At 61.6% G+C, this 16,813-nt stretch carries 15 protein-coding genes and 1 pseudogene; 9 read left to right on the top strand and 7 right to left on the bottom strand.

The features are described from left to right. The first annotated feature begins 86 nt into the window (after window positions 1-86). The 4 genes from AAEZ10_RS01200 to paoC all read left to right on the top strand — a co-directional run bounded on the left by AAEZ10_RS01200 (window position 87) and on the right by paoC (window position 5,883). Window positions 87-1,841, top strand: coding sequence for an L-lactate permease (locus tag AAEZ10_RS01200; RefSeq protein WP_056789178.1), 1,755 nt, complete (start codon window positions 87-89; stop codon window positions 1,839-1,841). Between the two features lie 270 nt (window positions 1,842-2,111). Further along, window positions 2,112-2,735, top strand: coding sequence for an aldehyde dehydrogenase iron-sulfur subunit PaoA (gene paoA / locus AAEZ10_RS01195; RefSeq protein ID WP_016775137.1), 624 nt, complete (start codon window positions 2,112-2,114; stop codon window positions 2,733-2,735). Then, window positions 2,732-3,688 (top strand): FAD binding domain-containing protein, encoded by a 957-nt coding sequence (locus AAEZ10_RS01190; protein WP_350567111.1) that lies wholly within the window; start codon window positions 2,732-2,734, stop codon window positions 3,686-3,688. The genes paoA and AAEZ10_RS01190 overlap by 4 nt, the downstream gene beginning before the upstream one ends. Then, a complete protein-coding gene (gene paoC, locus AAEZ10_RS01185) occupies window positions 3,685-5,883 on the top strand; it encodes an aldehyde oxidoreductase molybdenum-binding subunit PaoC (RefSeq protein ID WP_073471204.1) in 2,199 nt (732 codons plus the stop codon). Before AAEZ10_RS01190 ends, paoC begins: the two co-directional genes overlap by 4 nt. Window positions 5,884-6,221: 338 nt before the next feature. Here the strand turns inward: paoC and AAEZ10_RS01180 are convergent, their stop codons facing one another. Next, window positions 6,222-6,698: a (R)-mandelonitrile lyase gene (locus tag AAEZ10_RS01180; RefSeq protein ID WP_350567108.1), complete on the bottom strand. Its 477-nt coding sequence runs from the start codon at window positions 6,696-6,698 to the stop codon at window positions 6,222-6,224. A gap of 96 nt (window positions 6,699-6,794) precedes the next feature. Here AAEZ10_RS01180 and AAEZ10_RS01175 point away from each other — a divergent pair, with 96 nt between their 5' ends. Further along, on the top strand, window positions 6,795-7,688 hold the full coding sequence (locus AAEZ10_RS01175; RefSeq protein ID WP_122703895.1) for a LysR family transcriptional regulator: 894 nt from the start codon (window positions 6,795-6,797) through the stop codon (window positions 7,686-7,688). Between the two features lie 6 nt (window positions 7,689-7,694). Here AAEZ10_RS01175 and AAEZ10_RS01170 read toward each other — a convergent pair whose 3' ends face one another. Further along, a complete protein-coding gene (locus tag AAEZ10_RS01170) occupies window positions 7,695-8,654 on the bottom strand; it encodes an aldo/keto reductase (protein WP_177180892.1) in 960 nt (319 codons plus the stop codon). Between the two features lie 111 nt (window positions 8,655-8,765). Between AAEZ10_RS01170 and AAEZ10_RS01165 the strand changes: the two genes are divergently transcribed. Both AAEZ10_RS01165 and AAEZ10_RS01160 read left to right on the top strand, forming a co-directional pair. After that, window positions 8,766-9,536 carry an alpha/beta hydrolase gene (locus AAEZ10_RS01165; protein ID WP_350567104.1) on the top strand — a complete coding sequence of 257 codons (771 nt, stop codon included), beginning with the start codon at window positions 8,766-8,768 and terminating at the stop codon, window positions 9,534-9,536. A 251-nt stretch (window positions 9,537-9,787) separates the two neighbouring features. Beyond that, window positions 9,788-10,654 carry a CAP domain-containing protein gene (locus AAEZ10_RS01160; protein ID WP_122507998.1) on the top strand — a complete coding sequence of 289 codons (867 nt, stop codon included), beginning with the start codon at window positions 9,788-9,790 and terminating at the stop codon, window positions 10,652-10,654. Window position 10,655: 1 nt separating this feature from the next. Here AAEZ10_RS01160 and AAEZ10_RS01155 read toward each other — a convergent pair whose 3' ends face one another. Continuing rightward, entirely contained in the window at window positions 10,656-11,459 is an 804-nt protein-coding gene (locus AAEZ10_RS01155) for an OBAP family protein (RefSeq protein WP_130902467.1), read from the bottom strand. A 96-nt stretch (window positions 11,460-11,555) separates the two neighbouring features. Next, window positions 11,556-11,723, bottom strand: a complete 168-nt coding sequence (locus tag AAEZ10_RS01150) for a hypothetical protein (protein WP_024013301.1) — start codon at window positions 11,721-11,723, stop codon at window positions 11,556-11,558. A 177-nt stretch (window positions 11,724-11,900) separates the two neighbouring features. Between AAEZ10_RS01150 and AAEZ10_RS01145 the strand changes: the two genes are divergently transcribed. After that, window positions 11,901-12,329, top strand: a complete 429-nt coding sequence (locus tag AAEZ10_RS01145) for a nuclear transport factor 2 family protein (protein WP_350567100.1) — start codon at window positions 11,901-11,903, stop codon at window positions 12,327-12,329. 68 nt (window positions 12,330-12,397) lie between these two features. Here AAEZ10_RS01145 and mqo read toward each other — a convergent pair whose 3' ends face one another. After that, window positions 12,398-14,044, bottom strand: a complete 1,647-nt coding sequence (gene mqo / locus AAEZ10_RS01140; RefSeq protein WP_071172807.1) for a malate dehydrogenase (quinone) — start codon at window positions 14,042-14,044, stop codon at window positions 12,398-12,400. Between the two features lie 529 nt (window positions 14,045-14,573). On the opposite strand from mqo, the gene AAEZ10_RS01135 reads away from it, so the two are divergent. After that, entirely contained in the window at window positions 14,574-15,005 is a 432-nt protein-coding gene (locus AAEZ10_RS01135) for a nuclear transport factor 2 family protein (RefSeq protein WP_110645575.1), read from the top strand. A gap of 167 nt (window positions 15,006-15,172) precedes the next feature. Here the strand turns inward: AAEZ10_RS01135 and AAEZ10_RS27860 are convergent, their stop codons facing one another. Beyond that, window positions 15,173-15,898, bottom strand: a complete 726-nt coding sequence (locus tag AAEZ10_RS27860; RefSeq protein ID WP_502947664.1) for a methyl-accepting chemotaxis protein — start codon at window positions 15,896-15,898, stop codon at window positions 15,173-15,175. A gap of 132 nt (window positions 15,899-16,030) precedes the next feature. Further along, window positions 16,031-16,780, bottom strand: a pseudogene (locus tag AAEZ10_RS27855) (MCP four helix bundle domain-containing protein); the annotation flags it as partial. Between the last annotated feature and the right edge of the window lie 33 nt (window positions 16,781-16,813).

The raw sequence follows: 16,813 nt of genomic DNA, 5'->3' as shown, positions 1-16,813 counted from the left end.
CAGCGGCGTAACGCCACCTATACTGCTTGCAACCTACCCCCATGCAATGGATCTGCGCCCTCAATAACAATAAGCAGAGGTGGATCATGGTCTGGCAGCAAATCTACGACCCGTTCGGCAACCCGGTACTCTCCACGCTGATGGCCGCAGTGCCGGTGGTGGTGATGCTCGCGGCGCTGGCGTTCTTTCACGTCAAGGCGCATCTGGCGGCGCTGTTGGCGCTGGCGTCCGCCCTGCTGATCTCGATTTTCGCCTTCGACATGCCGGCGGGCATGGCCGGTTCGGCGGCGTTGTTCGGCGCGGCGAATGGCTTGCTGCCGATCGGCTGGATTGTGCTCAACATCATCTTTCTGCATCGCCTGACCACCGAAAACGGTTCGTTCAAAGTGCTGCAGGATTCCCTCGCGCGGATCACCGATGACCGACGTTTGCAATTGCTGCTGATCGCCTTCTGTTTCGGTGCGTTCTTCGAAGGTGCGGCAGGCTTTGGCACGCCGGTAGCGGTGACCGGGGCGATTCTGATCGGCCTGGGCTTTTCGCCACTGGCCGCATCGGGTCTGGCGCTGATCGCCAACACTGCGCCCGTGGCTTTCGGTGCGCTGGGCACGCCGATCATCACCCTGGCCAAAGTCACCGGGCTGGACGAGATGGAGCTGTCGATGATGGTCGGTCGACAGCTGCCGTTCTTCTCGGTGCTGGTGCCGTTCTGGTTGATCTGGGCGTTTGCCGGGTGGCGCAAGATGCTCGAGGTGTGGCCGGCGATTCTGGTGGCCGGGGTGAGTTTCGCCATCCCGCAATTTCTCGTGTCGAACTACCACGGGCCGATGCTGGTGGACGTGATCGCTGCGCTGATTTCCATGGCGTGTCTGACGCTGTTCCTCAAGGTGTGGAAACCGGCGACCATCCACACCTCGGCGGCGCTGTCCGGGCGCGTCGACAACTCCAAGGTCGACGAAGAAACAGTCACCGCCAGCGCCGCGTTCAGCGATCAGGCGCGCCCGGCAGTGATGCGTGCGTGGATGCCGTGGATCATTCTCACGGTGTTCGTGTTTGCCTGGGGCACCCAGGGTTTCAAGAACATGTTCGATACGCGCCCGGTGATCGACCCGGTCACGCAGTCGGCCAAGCTCGACCCGCAAGGCAAACCGGTACGCGAGGCCAATCCGATCTTCGCCCCGGCGGTGACCTTCACCGGTCTGCATCTGCAAATAGAAAAAGTGCCGCCGGTTGTCGCGGCGCCGAAAGCCGAGGAAGCGATTTACAAGTTCACCTGGCTGACCGCGACCGGCAGCGGGATTTTGCTGGCGGCGATTGTCGGCGGTCTGCTGATGGGGTATTCGATCCCGCAATTGATCAAGCAATACCTGCGCACGCTGTGGGTGGTGCGTTTTTCGCTGATCACGATTGCGGCGATGCTCGCGCTGGGCTTCCTCACCCGCTATTCCGGGCTGGATGCGACCATGGGCCTGGCGTTCGCGGCGACGGGGATTTTCTATCCGATGTTTGGCACGCTGCTCGGCTGGCTGGGGGTGGCGCTGACTGGTTCCGATACCGCGTCAAACGTGCTGTTTGGCGGATTGCAACGGGTGACCTCGGAACAGCTGGGTATCAGCCCGGTGCTGATGGCGGCAGCGAACAGTTCCGGTGGGGTGATGGGCAAAATGGTCGATGCGCAGTCGATCGTCGTCGCCTCCACCGCGACCCGTTGGTACGGGCATGAGGGCGAGATCCTGCGTTACGTGTTCTTCCACTCGATCGTGCTGGCGATCCTGGTCGGCGGGCTGGTGACGTTGCAGGCGTATGTCGCACCGTTTACCTCGATGGTGGTGGGTGGGCCATAACTGCAAAACACAGCTCCACTGTGGGAGCGAGCCTGCTCGCGAAGAGGTCGGCACATCCAGCAGCGGCTGGGTCTGACCCGACGCTTTCGCGAGCAGGCTCGCTCCCACGGGTCTATTGATGAGCTGCGCACATAACTCTTTAGCGCAAATCCGACAAAACCTTTTCCCTCCCGCTGCGGTCACTCCTTTTACGAGACTGGCATGCATGCCGGCGCGCCCGTTTGGGCCTTTTGCAATCCTGCCGCCCGATGAGAGAAAAGGAATCGAACCATGCCGATTTCCCGACGCAATTTCATGATCCTCGGCGCCGTAACCGCGACGGCGTTCGCCATGCCCCCCTTTATCAGCCTCAAGGCCTACGCGGCCAGTCTGGAGCAACCGGCCATGAGTAAAGTTACCCTGCAAGTCAACGGTAAACCGCAAACCCTCGAAGTAGACACCCGCACTACCCTGCTCGACGCCCTGCGCGAACACCTGCACCTGACCGGCACCAAGAAAGGCTGCGATCACGGCCAGTGCGGCGCCTGCACGGTGATCGCCGACGGTCGGCGGATCAACTCCTGCCTGACCCTGGCGGTGATGCACGACGGCAGTGAGGTGACCACCATCGAAGGCCTCGGCATGCCGGACAAGCTGCACCCGATGCAGGCCGCCTTCATCAAGCACGACGGTTACCAGTGCGGCTATTGCACCCCTGGGCAGATCTGCTCGGCGGTCGCTGTACTCAAAGAAATCCGCGACGGCATTCCCAGCCACGTCAGCCCGAGCCTGACCGAGCCGCCGAAACTGATTGCCGCCGAACTGCAGGAGCGCATGAGCGGCAATATCTGCCGCTGTGGGGCTTACTCGAACATCATCGAAGCCATCACTGAAGTCGCGGAGGTGCCGGCATGAGAGCCTTCAATTACAGCCGCGCCGACTCGCCTGCCGCAGCCGCTTCCCAGGCTGCGCAAGTCGAGGGCGCCAAGTTCATCGCCGGCGGCACCAACCTGCTCGACCTGATGAAACTCGATATCGAAACCCCGGTGCACCTGATCGACATCAACCACCTCGGCCTCGACCAGATCGAAGCCACCCCCGAGGGCGGACTGCGCGTCGGCGCGCTGGTGCGCAACACCGATCTGGCCGCCGACGCGCGCGTGCGCAAGGACTACGCCCTGCTCTCCCGCGCCTTGCTCGCCGGGGCTTCCGGGCAGCTGCGCAACATGGCGACCACCGCCGGCAACCTGCTGCAACGCACCCGCTGCCCGTACTTTTACGACACCCACCAGGCCTGCAACAAACGCAACCCCGGCAGTGGCTGCGCGGCGATCGGTGGCGTGACTCGGCAACTCGGAATCATCGGCGTCAGCGACGCTTGCATCGCCACCCACCCGAGCGACATGGCCATCGCCATGCGCGCACTCGATGCGCAGATCGAAACGGTCAAGCCTGACGGCAGCACGCGCAGCATTCCCATGGCGGATTTCCACCAATTGCCGGGCAATACGCCGCACATCGAAACCAGTCTCACGCCCGGTGAATTCATTACCGCCGTGACCCTGCCGGCACCGGTCGGCGGCACGCACATTTATCACAAGGTCCGCGATCGCTCGTCTTACGCGTTTGCCCTTGTTTCAGTCGGTCTGATCCTGCAAAAGGACGGCACCGGCCGCGTGGCCGTCGGCGGCGTTGCGCCGAAACCGTGGCGGGTCGAAGCCGCTGAAGCGCTGTTGCCCAAGGGCGCCAAAGCAGTCAGCGAACGCCTGCTTGAGGGCGCGACACCCACCGATGACAACCAATTCAAACTGACACTGGTCGAGCGCACGCTGGCTTCGGTGTTGGCGCAAGCGAGGGAAACCGCATGAAATTCGACACGCCCGCCACCACCAATCCCATCGACCGCCTGAAGGTCGTCGGCCAGCCCACCGAGCGCATCGAAGGCCCGTTGAAAACCAGCGGCCAGGCCACTTACGCCTACGAACAACATGAAGCGGCAGCCAATCAGGCCTACGGTTTCATGGTCGATTCGGCAATCGCCAAAGGCCGGATCAAAGCCATTCATCTCGACGAAGCCAAAGCCGCGCCCGGCGTGCTGGCGATCGTCACTGCCGAGAACGCCGGCAAGCTCGACAAAGGTGATTACAACGCCGCGCATCTGCTCGCCGGTCCCGAAGTGCAGCATTACCAGCAAGCCGTTGCGCTGGTGGTTGCCGAAACCTTCGAACAGGCCCGCGCCGCCGCGCAACTGGTCAGGGTCGATTACGAGACCAGCGAAGGCAAGTTCGATCTGGCCAGCGTCAAAGACCTCGGCGTCGAGCCGAAAGACGAGCTGCCGGACGTCAATCACGGCGACTTCGACAAGGCCTTCACCGCCGCGCCGGTGCAGTTCGATCAAACCTACACCACGCCAGACCAGTCCCACGCGATGATGGAACCGCACGCCACACTGGCCGCGTGGAAAGGCGATCAGCTGACCGTGTGGACGTCGAACCAGATGGTCGCCTGGAGTGTCGGTGACATTGCGAAAACCCTCGGCCTGCCGAAGGAAAAAGTCCGATTGGTCTCGCCGTACATCGGCGGTGGTTTCGGCGGCAAACTATTCATCCGCGCCGACGTGATTCTCGCCGCTCTCGGCGCGCGCATGGCGGGGCGGCCGGTGAAAGTCGCCCTCGCCCGCCCGCAAATGGCCAATAACACCACCCATCGCCCGGCTACGATTCAGCGCATCCGCATGGGCGCAACGGCGGACGGCAAGCTGACCGCCATCGCCCATGAAGGCTGGTCAGGCAACCTCGCTGACGGCAAGGTCGAACTGGCCGCGCAACCGAGCCAGTTGCTCTACGCCGCAGAAAACCGCCGCGTCAGCATGCGCCTCGCCCCGCTCGACCTGCCCGAAGGCAATGCCATGCGCGCACCGGGTGAAGCGCCGGGGCTGATGGTGCTGGAAATCGCCATGGACGAAATGGCCGAACAGCTGAAGATGGACCCGGTGCTGTTCCGCATCGCTAACGACACTCAAGTCGACCCGGTGAAAACCGAGCGGCCGTTCTCCCAACGCCAACTGGTCAAATGCCTGCAGATCGGCGCCGAGAAATTCGGCTGGGATCAGCGTAAGGCGCAACCGGGCACCCGTCGTGAAGGCCGGTGGCTGATCGGCATGGGCGTGGCGGCGGCGTTTCGCAACAACCTGCTGGTCAAATCCGGCGCCCGCGTGCGCCTGGAGCGTGACGGCAAGGTCGTTGTAGAAACGGACATGACCGATATCGGCACCGGCAGCTACACGATCATCGCGCAGACCGCTGCCGAGATGATGGGCGTTGGTCTCAATGATGTGGTGGTGCGTCTGGGCGATTCGGACTTCCCGGTCTCGGCCGGTTCCGGTGGCCAGTTCGGCGGCAACTGCTCGACCGCCGGGGTCTACGCTGCGTGCGTGAAATTGCGCGAAGCGGTGGCGGCCAAGCTCGGGCTGGCGGCGGATCAGGCGGAGTTCGCCGATGGACAGGTGCGGGTCGGCAGCAAGAGCCTGCCGCTGCGCAACGCGGCTGAAGGCGGCGCGCTGGTCGGCGAGGACAGCATCGAGTTCGGTGATCTGGCCGAGAAATATCAGCAATCGACCTTCGGCGCGCACTTCGTCGAAGTCGCCGTCGATGCCGCCACTGGCGAAGTTCGCGTACGGCGCATGTTGGCGGTGTGCGCTGCGGGGCGAATTCTCAACCCGACGTCGGCGCGCAGTCAGGTCATCGGCGCGATGACCATGGGCGTCGGCGCGGCGTTGATGGAAGAACTGGCGGTGGATAAGCGTCTGGGCTTTTTCGTCAACCATGACCTCGCCGGATACGAAGTGCCGGTGCACGCCGACATACCGCATCAGGAAGTGATCTTCCTCGAAGAAACCGACCCGATTTCGTCGCCGATGAAGGCCAAAGGCGTGGGTGAATTGGGGATTTGCGGCGTGAGTGCGGCGGTGGCGAATGCAATCTACAACGCCACCGGCGCGAGGGTGCGGGAGTATCCGATTACGCTGGACAAGATTCTTGATTCGTTGCCGGAGATGATCTGAAGCGAAAAGCCCCTCATCGGAACGCCGCCCGCCTAGCCCTCTCCCAAAGGGAGAGGGGACCGATCCGGGTATATTCAGGATGTGCAGCGACGTGAAAGTCTTTCTGTGTATCCATAATCGCAACGGCAAGTTCAGGTCGATGCACATCGCAAGACACCTCGGTCGGCTCCCACTCCCCCGGGAGACGCTTGGGGTGAGTCGCATGCTGTTAGCGCACCTGCATGGGGTGCTAGGGGTCGAGTGGATTCACCACCACGTTTGCAGAATGCCGAACGTCTCGAGCATCCCCCAATCGGCTCCCTCTCCCTCGGGAGAGGGCTGGGGTGAGGGGAACGGTTTCACTCGGTCTTCGGATATTGCTCATCACCGACCTGCTCCATCCAGTCCACCACCTTGCCATCCAGCACTTCGGCAATCGCGATGTGACTCATCGCCGTCGTCGGCGTTGCCCCGTGCCAATGCTTGGCGCCCGGAGCAATCCACACGGTATCGCCCGGCCGGATTTCCCGCACTGGCTGCCCCCACTCCTGCACGAAGCCTGCCCCCGAGGTAACGATCAATGTCTGCCCCAGCGGATGGGTATGCCATGCAGTGCGCGCGCCCGGCTCGAACGTTACGGTCGCACCACTGACCCGCGCCTCATCGGTGCCTTTGAACGGCGCATCCACCCGCACCGTGCCGGTAAACCAGTCAGCCGGGCCTTTGGCCGAAGGTTGCGAGCCATTCGGTCTGACCGTGACACGCGGATTTTCGGTGGCTTGCACCTCACCAGCCAGCAGCGAGAGCGTCAGTGCGGAAGCAGCAATCGGGTTCATGGCATTTCCTCCAATAAATGATGCAACCACTGTAGCGATCCGCACTCTTTGGATAATCGACTAGAATCCGAAAAAACTTATGCAGGACAGTCATCAATGCTTCGGGAAAACGCCACCGACCTGCTCGCCTTTCTCGCCGTCGCCCGTGAACGCAGTTTCACCAAGGCTGCGGCCAAACTCGGCGTGTCGCAATCGGCGCTCAGCCACACCATTCGCAGCCTCGAGGCGCGACTCGGCCTGCGCCTGCTGACCCGCACCACGCGCAGCGTGTCGCCGACCGAGGCCGGCGAACACTTGCTGCAAACCATCGGCCCGCGCTTCGAGGAGATCGAGGTGGAACTGGCCGCCCTGAGCAACCTGCGTGAAACCCCGGCGGGCAAGATCCGCATCAGCGCCACCGACCATTCGCTGAACTGGATCCTGCGTCCGGTGTTGCAGGATTTCCTGCCGCAATACCCGGATGTGTCCGTCGAGGTTTGCTGTGACTATGGTTTCGTCGACATCGCCGGCCAGGGCTTCGATGCCGGTGTGCGCCTGGGCGAGGACGTCGCCCAAGGCATGATCGCCACCCGTATCGGTCCGGACATGCGCATGGCGGTGGTCGGCTCCCCCGCCTATTTCGCCCGGCGCCCTGCGCCGCAAACCCCGCGCGACCTGACCGACCACGCCTGTAACAACCTGCGCCTGCCAACCAATGGCGGACTGTATTCGTGGGAGTTCGAAAAGGACGGTGAAAGCCTGAAAGTGCGCGTTGCCGGGCAGGTCACCCTGAATGGCGTGTACCCATTGCTCGACGCCGCACTGGACGGTTTCGGGCTGAGCTACATCCCGGAAAACGTCGTCGCGCCGTTTCTCGCCGACGGCCGCCTGGTCCAGGTGCTGGGAGACTGGTGCCCGACATTTTCCGGTTATCACCTGTACTACCCGAGCCGACGCCAGGCAGCGCCGGCGTTTGCGTTGTTGCTGGAGGCGTTGCGCTATCGCAGTTGACCCGGCTCAGCCCAGCAACGCAATCAACTGATGCCGCTGCGCATCGGTCAGCATCGGCCCAAAACCGGCTCCTGCGTTGTCAGCCATGTAGCGCGGATTGCTGGTCCCGGGAATCACACAGGTCACCGCCGGGTGCGCCAAGAGAAATTTCAGTGCCAGTTGCGGCCAACTGTTGACCTGTACATCCGAGACCCACGCCGGCAGCGGCTTGCCTTTGAGCCGGGCGAGCAAATCGCCGCCGCCAAACGGCCGATTACAAATCACCGCGACCCCACGCTCGCGGCACAGCGGCAGGATGCGTTTCTCGACCGCACGATCATCCAGAGCGTAGTTGATTTGCAGAAAATCAAGCTTCTCGGCTTTCAGCACGGCCTCGACATCGTCATAGGCCGACGAGGTGTAATGGGTGATGCCGATGTAGCGAATCCGCCCCTGCTCCTGCCATTCGCGCAGCGTCGGCAAGTGGGTTTGCCAGTCGAGCAGGTTGTGAATCTGCATCAGGTCGATGCGCTCGGTTTGCAGCAGTCTGAACGACTGCTCCATCTGCGTGATGCCCTCCTTGCGCCCGCGCGTCCACACCTTGGTAGCGAGAAACGCCGGCGAGCGCGGTTCGTGGATCGACAGCAGTTCACCGGTGGTTTGCTCGGCGCGGCCGTACATGGGTGAGCTGTCGATCAGCGTGCCGCCCTTCCTGAACAGCGCTTCGAGGACGGCGGGCAATTGCCGGTAAACCGGATCGCCAGGCGCGACGTCGAAACCGCGATAGGTGCCCAACCCGACCATGGGCAGTGCCTCGGAGCTGGAAGGGATGGCGCGGGTCTGCATGGTCTGGTCTCCTGCCGTGGGCGGCGCAGTGGCGGTCGGCGCTACGCTGCCGGCCAACGCCCGATCAATGGTGAGCAGCGCCGCAGCCTGGGCAGCCAGCGTGAGCAAGCGGCGACGTGAGTAACCCTCAGTGTGGCGCATGCGAGTCCTCCTGCTGCGCGGATCTGTTGCACGGTGTGTGCGCCGGCTGTCAGGCGCAGTCGCTGAACTACACTGCCACAGCCAACCTCTCTCCCCGTTAAAAGTAGCCGAATGTCCCGAACCCTGATGTCACTCGTCGTTTTCATCATTGCCGTGTACCTGGTGCTGTGCGCCGCGCTGTTCGTGTTTCAGCGCTCGCTGATCTGGTTTCCCCAACCTGCCGCCGTGGTTACAGCGGACTCGCGAATGAAACTGTCGATGCCGGATGCCGAGGTCTGGGTGACAACTCGAGAGCGCAGCGGAACGCGCGCACTGATTTATTTCGGCGGCAATGCCGAGGACGTATCGCGAAATCTGCCGGAATTCACTGAGGCGTTTCCTGGCTACGCGCTGTATTTCCTGCATTACCGGGGTTTTGCTGACAGCACTGGCTCGCCATCGGAAGCCGCGATTGCCGAAGATGCGCTGGCATTGTTCGATCAGGTCTATGCCAGCCACCCGCAGATTGCAGTCATCGGACGCAGCCTCGGTTCGGGGGTGGCGGTGCGCCTGGCCAGTCAGCGGCCGGTGCAGAATCTGATTCTGGTGACCCCGTTCAACAGCCTCGAGGAAATCGCCGAACGGCAATACCCATGGGTGCCGGTGAAATGGTTGCTCAAGGATCGTTTTGAATCGGGCAAATACGCGGCGCATATTCGCGCACCGACGTTGCTGTTGGCGGCCAGTGATGACGAAGTGATTGGACGCAGCAGTACGCAGCGACTGTTCGAGCGTTTTCCTGCGGGCGTGGCGACGCTGAAGGTGGTGCCGGATTCGGGGCACAACTCGATATCCGAGCGGGGGGAGTATTTGCGGTGGATGGGGGATGTGCTGAATCGCTAGTGGTTGTTTGCCAGTGATAGAGGGGTTGACCGGGGCGGCGTCTTCGCGAGCAGGCTCGCTCCCACAGTTGTTCCGAGTACGCCGTAAGCGCGATGTGGGAGCGAGCCTGCTCGCGAAGGCAGCGGTTCGAACAACAGCAATTCAATTGCATTTGCCGCCACTGAACCAAGTCCAAAAAACCCAGTCCTATCCGCGCCGCCACACACGGCTCCCTCACTCTAGCGCTGTCCCCTTTCAGAGCTGTCCGTCCCATGCGCCACGCCGTTCGTTCGTCTCGCTTCGTTTCGCTGTGCCTGCTGAGCCTGTTCCCCTTTTTCACTGAATCCGCCCACGCCAGTGCAGAGCGCGAACTGGTGGCCGCCATCAATGATTACCGCGCCCATCCGCAACGCTGCGACCGCCGCCCTGCGCAGCGTCTGGCGCCTTTGGCTTTGAAATCGAATCTGGCCTTGCCGATCGGCTATCGCTACGGCGGCGGCATGCGCGAGGCGTTGAAGTCTTCCGGCTATTCAGCAATCACGGTGCGCAGCATCCGCATTATCGGAGCCGAAGACGCCGACGAGGCCTTCGATCAGTTGCAGAGCGACTATTGCGCTGCCTTGCTGGATGCGAACTACGCCGACATCGGCGTCAGCCATTCGCGCAATCAATGGCAGGTGGTGCTGGCGCAACCGGTGCTCGACAGCCGCGTCGGTGACAACCGCAGCGTCGGCAAGGCGCTGCTCGCCGAGGTCAACGCCGCCCGCGCCCGGCCGCGTATGTGTGGCCGCCAGCGCTTTGCCGCCGCGCGGCCGTTGAGCTGGAACGCCGCCCTCGGCGCAGCGGCTCAGGGCCACAGCAAAGCCATGGCTTACGGCAATTATTTCGCCCACCGCGATCCCGACGGTGACATGCCGGCCGACCGCGCCCGTGCTGCCGGTTATCGCGGCCGCCAGGTCGGGGAAAATATCGCTGCCGGACAAAGCTCACCAGGCAAAGCCATGGCCGGCTGGCTGGCCAGCCCGGGCCACTGCGCGAACCTGATGAACCCGATGTTCACTCAGGTCGGCGCCGGCTTCGCCAGCGAAGCGCGCAGCGACGACGGCGTTTACTGGACGATGCTGTTCGGCGCGCCGTAAATCACGGCTGACTCCGGGCATTCTCATCGCTTGGCGTGGCCGGGCGCGGCATGACGTGTTGATGGCCGGTCGGGTCGTTGAGCTGGATGACATTACCCTTCTGCCACGCATCAGCCCCCGTTGCGACAGGCGCCGGTTTGATCCCGGCACGAGCCTTTTTCTTTTCGGCGCTATCAATGCCCAGGCGCTGATCGCGCTGGCGGACCATTTGTGCATCGGCCTGACCGTCAGCGGTAAAGCCCATCATCAACTGCGGCACGCCCAGCGGCAGTTGCTTGTCCTGATCGGTATGCCAGGTGTGCCAGGTCTTGCCGTAGGTATTGGCGAGCTTTTCCATCAAGCGCGTTTCTGCCACTTGCGGGATGCCCGGCGCGACCAACTGGCCAGAACTGACTTCGTGAGCGTGGCTGTGCCACAGGGCTTTTTCTTTCGCCGGCAATTGCGTGAACAGGCGCTGACTGATGATGTATTCGACGCCCATCAACTTCGCTTCAGCCGTGTTGCCGTCGTAGATCACGCACTGGAACACTTCTTCGTTGAGCGCCGAGCAGTAATGGTGTGCTTCCATCTGCGCGCCGGGATGACCGTTGTAAAAATGAAAGCCATCAAGGTACATGTTCAACGCGCGGATCGGCGGCTTGTCCTGCAACCACTGCGCGCCGACTTCGAGCATCTCGGTGTCGGAGGCCTTGGCCTGGCCGGGTGTCTGCACCGGCGAATCGGTGTTGCTCATGGCGCAACCGGTCAATGCGGCGACCATCAAACCGATAGGAACCCAACGTCCCTGTGAGGTTGTCGTACGCATGTTTCACTCCTCGAACTTTCAGTGACGGGCGCGTGCTGGCCCTGTTCTGCAACTGAAAGCAGGAGAACGGCAGAGTTCGAAAAAGCTGCGTGCGGATCAGACTGGAGAGATCGTCGCCAGCACGCCGATCAGAATGGTCAAGGTCAGAAAGCCGCCGAGAAAAATCGCCATCTTGTACATGTTGCGCTCCTTGAGGCTGGGTGTGCGGTGCACCGGACGCTGCGGGATGAGGTCGGAGGGTGACTGGCCGCACTGCCGGGGCATTCTGAGCCTGTGGCTGTACTGAATATAGAGGCAGATGAAACAGAAAAATACGGATCAGATGCGCATCTGATCCGCTTCGGGCATGAAGCGGTATTCAGGCTGAGACTTGAGGATCCACTTTCGGCGCGGTTGATCTACAGTCATTGCCGACCGACAACAAGAAAAACCGGAGTGATCATGCCCGACCTCGCCTTGCAGCCCAACGTCGCCGCGTCCCTTGAGCGCTGGCACGCGATGATCCGCAGCGGCAATCTCAAAGCCCTGCCCGAACTGCTCGATCCGCAAGCTGTGTTCCGCTCGCCCATGGCCCACACGCCCTACCCCGGCGCGCCGGTGGTGGCGATGATCCTCAACACCGTGTTCGAAGTCTTCGAAGATTTCGTCTATCACCGCGAATTGGCGACGGCGGATGGCCTGAATGTGATTCTCGAATTCAGCGCCAGAGTCGGCAGCAAGGAACTCAAAGGTATCGACATGATTCGCTTCGATGAGCACGGCAAGATTGTCGAGTTCGAAGTGATGGTGCGGCCGCTGAGCGGGTTGCAGGCACTGGGCGAAGAAATGGGTCGGCGACTCGGTGCTTATCTCGCGTCCGCAAAAGCCTGAATCCACCCTGCATAAAAAAACCCACTGACCGTCGCCGGTTCAGTGGGTTTTGTGTGTCAGGGTTCTGCTTACAGAGCCATGTCACGTGCAGCGTTTTCCTTCGGCGCTACGGCTTTGTCAGCCGCAGGTGCCGCCGGAGCAGCTACCTGACCGATCGCTGGAGGCGTCGGCAGTTCGAGGATCTTCGCGGTGTAAGCCCACTCTGCAGCCACTTTGGCCGGATCGCTGTTCAGCTGGGTGCCGTAGCTCGGCACGATCTGGTGCAGCTTGGTCTGCCACTCAGGGGTTGCGACTTTGTCTTTGAAGACTTTCTGCAGCACGCTCAGCATGATCGGTGCAGCGGTCGACGCGCCTGGCGATGCGCCCAGCAGGCCGGCGATCGAGCCGTCTTGCGAAGCAACGATCTCGGTGCCCAGCTTCAGCACGCCACCAGCGGCTTCATCACGCTTGATGATTTGCACGCGCTGGCCGGCTTGCCACAGGCGCCAGTCTTCGGCTTTGGCGTTCGGGAAGTATTCCTTCAGCGCGTTCAGACGGTCTTCATCCGACAGCATCAACTGACCGGCAAGGTACTCGACCAGCGGGTATTCCTTGATGCCGACCTTGGTCATTGGCCAGATGTTGTGGGTGGTGGTGCTGGTCAGCAGGTCGAAGTACGAACCTTCCTTGAGGAACTTGGTGCTGAAGGTCGCGAACGGGCCAAACAGAATGACGCGCTTGCCATCCAGAACACGGGTGTCCAGATGCGGAACCGACATCGGTGGCGCGCCAACCGAAGCCTTGCCGTAGGCCTTGGCCAGGTGCTGCTCGGCAATCGTCGGGTTCTCGGTCACCAGGAACGAACCGCCAACCGGGAAGCCTGCGTATTCCTTGGCTTCAGGAATGCCCGACTTCTGCAGCAGGTGCAGGGCACCGCCGCCGGCGCCGATGAACACGAACTTGGCGTCGGTTTCGGTCTTGCTGCCGTCTTTGAGGTTTTTGTAGCTGACACGCCAAGTGCCATCGGCATTCTTGGTGATGTCTTCTACTTCGCTCGACAGTTTCAGATCGAAGTTAGGTTTGGTTTGCAGGTGAGCGGCGAACTGGCGGGTGATTTCGCCGAAGTTCATGTCCGTACCCAGCGGGCTCCAGGTGGCCGCGATTTTCTGGTTCGGGTCACGCCCTTCCATCATCAGCGGTACCCACTTCTTGATCACCGCCGGGTCTTCGGAGTACTGCATGCCGGCGAAGAGCGGGCTCGCCTGCAGGGCTTCGTAGCGCTTTTTCAGGAACTTGATGTTGTCATCGCCCCACACGAAGCTCATGTGCGGTGTGGTGTTGATGAACGAGCGAGGGTTCTTCAGCACGCCCTGCTGAACCTGCCAGGCCCAGAACTGACGGGAAACCTGGAACGCTTCGTTGATCTCGACAGCTTTCGGGATCGTTACGTTGCCCTTGTCGTCTTCCGGGGTGTAGTTCAGCTCGGCAAGAGCCGAGTGACCGGTACCGGCGTTGTTCCAGCCGTTGGAGCTTTCCAGGGCGACGCCATCGAGGCGCTCGACCATTTCCATCGACCAGGTCGGTTCCAGCTCATTGATCCACACACCCAGGGTGGTGCTCATGATGCCGCCGCCGATCAGCAGGACGTCAACTTTCTTGGCTTCGGCAGCATTGGCAGACGACATCCCCATCGCCAAAGCCAGACCGAGCAAGGCTGTGTTCACTTTCTTAAACATCTGTTGCACCTATGATAAAACGCCTTCCGCCCGTCGTTGTTATCAGTCTGCGTTGCGCTTTGCTGACGCTCAGGCTGGCGTCGCGCAATCCGGCACACTTCAATATTGACGGGTGGGCACACAAGGCCGACATGTGGCATCGACCTCAGTTAATGTCCCTTCTGAACTGACTTCTTATCGTTATTGGCTTCAGCTGCTTGAGCGACAGGGATCCCGTCGGCCCGCCCGAAAGGCCAGCCAACCGAATTAGGTCAAAGCAAATTTGGCGCGGAGAATATCACGTCAGGGCGAACCCGCGCGTCTGTTCCCGACTTGAAAGTCTTTTTCCGCTCAGAGACTTATCGGCCATGGGCCACCAAACATGACCGTGATCAGGCATCGGCCTGCAAAGTTTTTTGCGCGATACGCATCGCAACTTGATAAATCAGTGCCAACGGCTCGTTGTTCATGGAGAAAATAACCTGCTACGTTGTACGATGACTGACGAACCAAGCCAGTCATCCAAACCCAATAACAACAAGGAAACAACATGACCAAATCCCGCCTCCTCATCGGTTTGTTCTGCGCCTTCAGCGCCTGCGCCATGGCCGCCCCTGCCCCAGCGGAAAAGGACGTTGCCCAAGCGGTTGATCACCTGACTCAGGCGATGCTGCATAAAGACATCGCCGAGTTGAACGCTCTGACCGCGCCGAACCTGACCTATGGCCACTCCAGCGGCAAGATTCAGGACAAGCAGGAATTCATCGCCGACATCGAAACCGGCCGCAGCGCGTTCAAGACCCTGGAGATGCAGAAGCAGACCATCACGATGTCCGGCGATACCGCATTGGTGCGCCACCACTTCTCCGCACAGGCGTTGAAAGGGACCGAGGTGATTCCGACCGAGATCGAAAATTTCCAGATCTGGCAGAAACAGGGCGGGAAATGGTTGTTGGTGGGACGACAGGCGTTCAGGTTTTGATTAAGGGAACATTGGCCTGATTCAGTGTTGCCCGAGCTGGCCTCATCGCGGGCAAGCCCGCTCCCACAGTGGATGATGGTGTACACACCGTTGCATTCACAACATCAGACCCTGTGGGAGCTGGCTTGCCAGCGATAAGGCCGTGATAGACACCAGTCCTACCGCTATCACAACCGAAACCGATCCACCGACTGCGCCAACTGTCCCGCCAGATTCGATAATTCATCGGTAGTCGTCGCCGTCTGCCCGATCACCCGGCTATTGCCCTCGCTCATCCCCGCAATCATTTCCACCTGATGGGCGATTTCGTTGCTGGCCATACTCTGTTCGCCAATCGTGCGGGTGATGTCATTCACCAGTTGCGTGGTGCTGAGCGTCGCATCGAGGATCTCGCGAATCGCCCGCTCGACTTCCGCCGTCACCGCCATGCCCTTGTCGACCTGCGCCACGCCCGCCTCCATGCTGCTAACCGCCTCGCGCGTGCTGTTCTGGATGCGCGCGACCATGGCGGCGATTTCCTGGGTCGAAGCGCTGGTGCGTGCGGCCAGACTGCGCACTTCATCGGCGACCACGGCAAAACCACGGCCCTGTTCACCCGCCCGCGCTGCCTCGATCGCCGCGTTGAGCGCCAGCAGGTTGGTCTGGTCGGCGATGCTCTTGATCACCTGAATGATGTTGAAGATTGCCTCGGATTCCTGATCCAGCGTGCGGATCACCTGCGCCGACTGCTGTGCCGAGCGGGCGATGTCGTCCATGTCGCTGACCACTTGATGAATCACCCCGCCACCCTCCTTGGCCAGGTTTTCGGCCTGATTGGCCATGCTCAGGGCACGTTCGGCGTGGCGGGTGATCTCTTCGATGCTCGCAGTCATCTGGCTGGCGGCGGCCGCCATGGTGCCGGCGGCAACGCTTTGCTGCTGGCTGCTGTCGGCGACCTGATGGCAGCCGTGGCTGAGCTGCTCGCTCATGCCAATGACGCCGTGAGCGTTGCGCCGGACCACGTCGATCATGTTGCGCAGATCACGCTGCATGGTCGCCAATGTACGGATCAAAACGCTGGCTTCGTCCTTGCCGGCGGGCTCGACAATCGGTTCGCTGAGATTGCCATGGGCAATGCTTTCGGCGATGCGGCTGGCGGACTGCAGCGGCCCGAGGATGCTGCGCATCACCCAGCGGCCCTGGACCAGCAGCAACAACAGGCTGGCGATCAGCACCACACCAAGGGCCAGATTGGCATTGCGAATGGCTGCTTCGGTGCCTTCGCTGGTCTGTCGGGTGTTGCTTTCGATCAACTCGCTGAGCGCCGCCATCTGTTCTTCGAGCTGGCTGAACGCGGTATTGAACGTGCCAAGCTGTTGCTGGGCGGCATCCGGATTGTCCAGCGCCACGCCGACGATCTGCTCGGCGGATTTGATGTAGGTATCGAGGCTCGGCTTGATCTGCTCCAGCGCCGTGCGCAACTGCGGGTTGATCGGCAGCTTCAGGTTGTCATCCAGCACTTCACGAAAATGCCCGGCGTGCTCGGTGAGCGAATCGCGCACCTCGGTGGCGGTGCTTTTGCCCAGGCCGACCAGCATCGCCGAATAGACATCGGCGCGCAGGGCGTCGTGCATCATGTCCGCTTCCATGTGATTGCGCAGCGCGCTCATGCTCACCGTGTTATCGCCGACCGCCGTGGCCATCCGCAGATTGCCCACGTAGCTGACCAGACTCACGATCAGCGCCGTCAGCAGGCTGGTCGCAATCAGCAACACCAAACGCAGTTTGATCGACACAGTGGAATCTCCCGTGGGCACGCTGGATTGCGC

It is taken from the genome of Pseudomonas sp. H26/SER47-MNA-CIBAN-0231 (assembly GCF_040310465.1).
GTDB classification, from domain to species: Bacteria; Pseudomonadota; Gammaproteobacteria; order Pseudomonadales; family Pseudomonadaceae; genus Aquipseudomonas; species Aquipseudomonas atacamensis.
The sequence above is the reverse complement of the archived record's forward strand: the minus strand, read 5'-3'. Positions and strand labels throughout refer to the sequence as shown.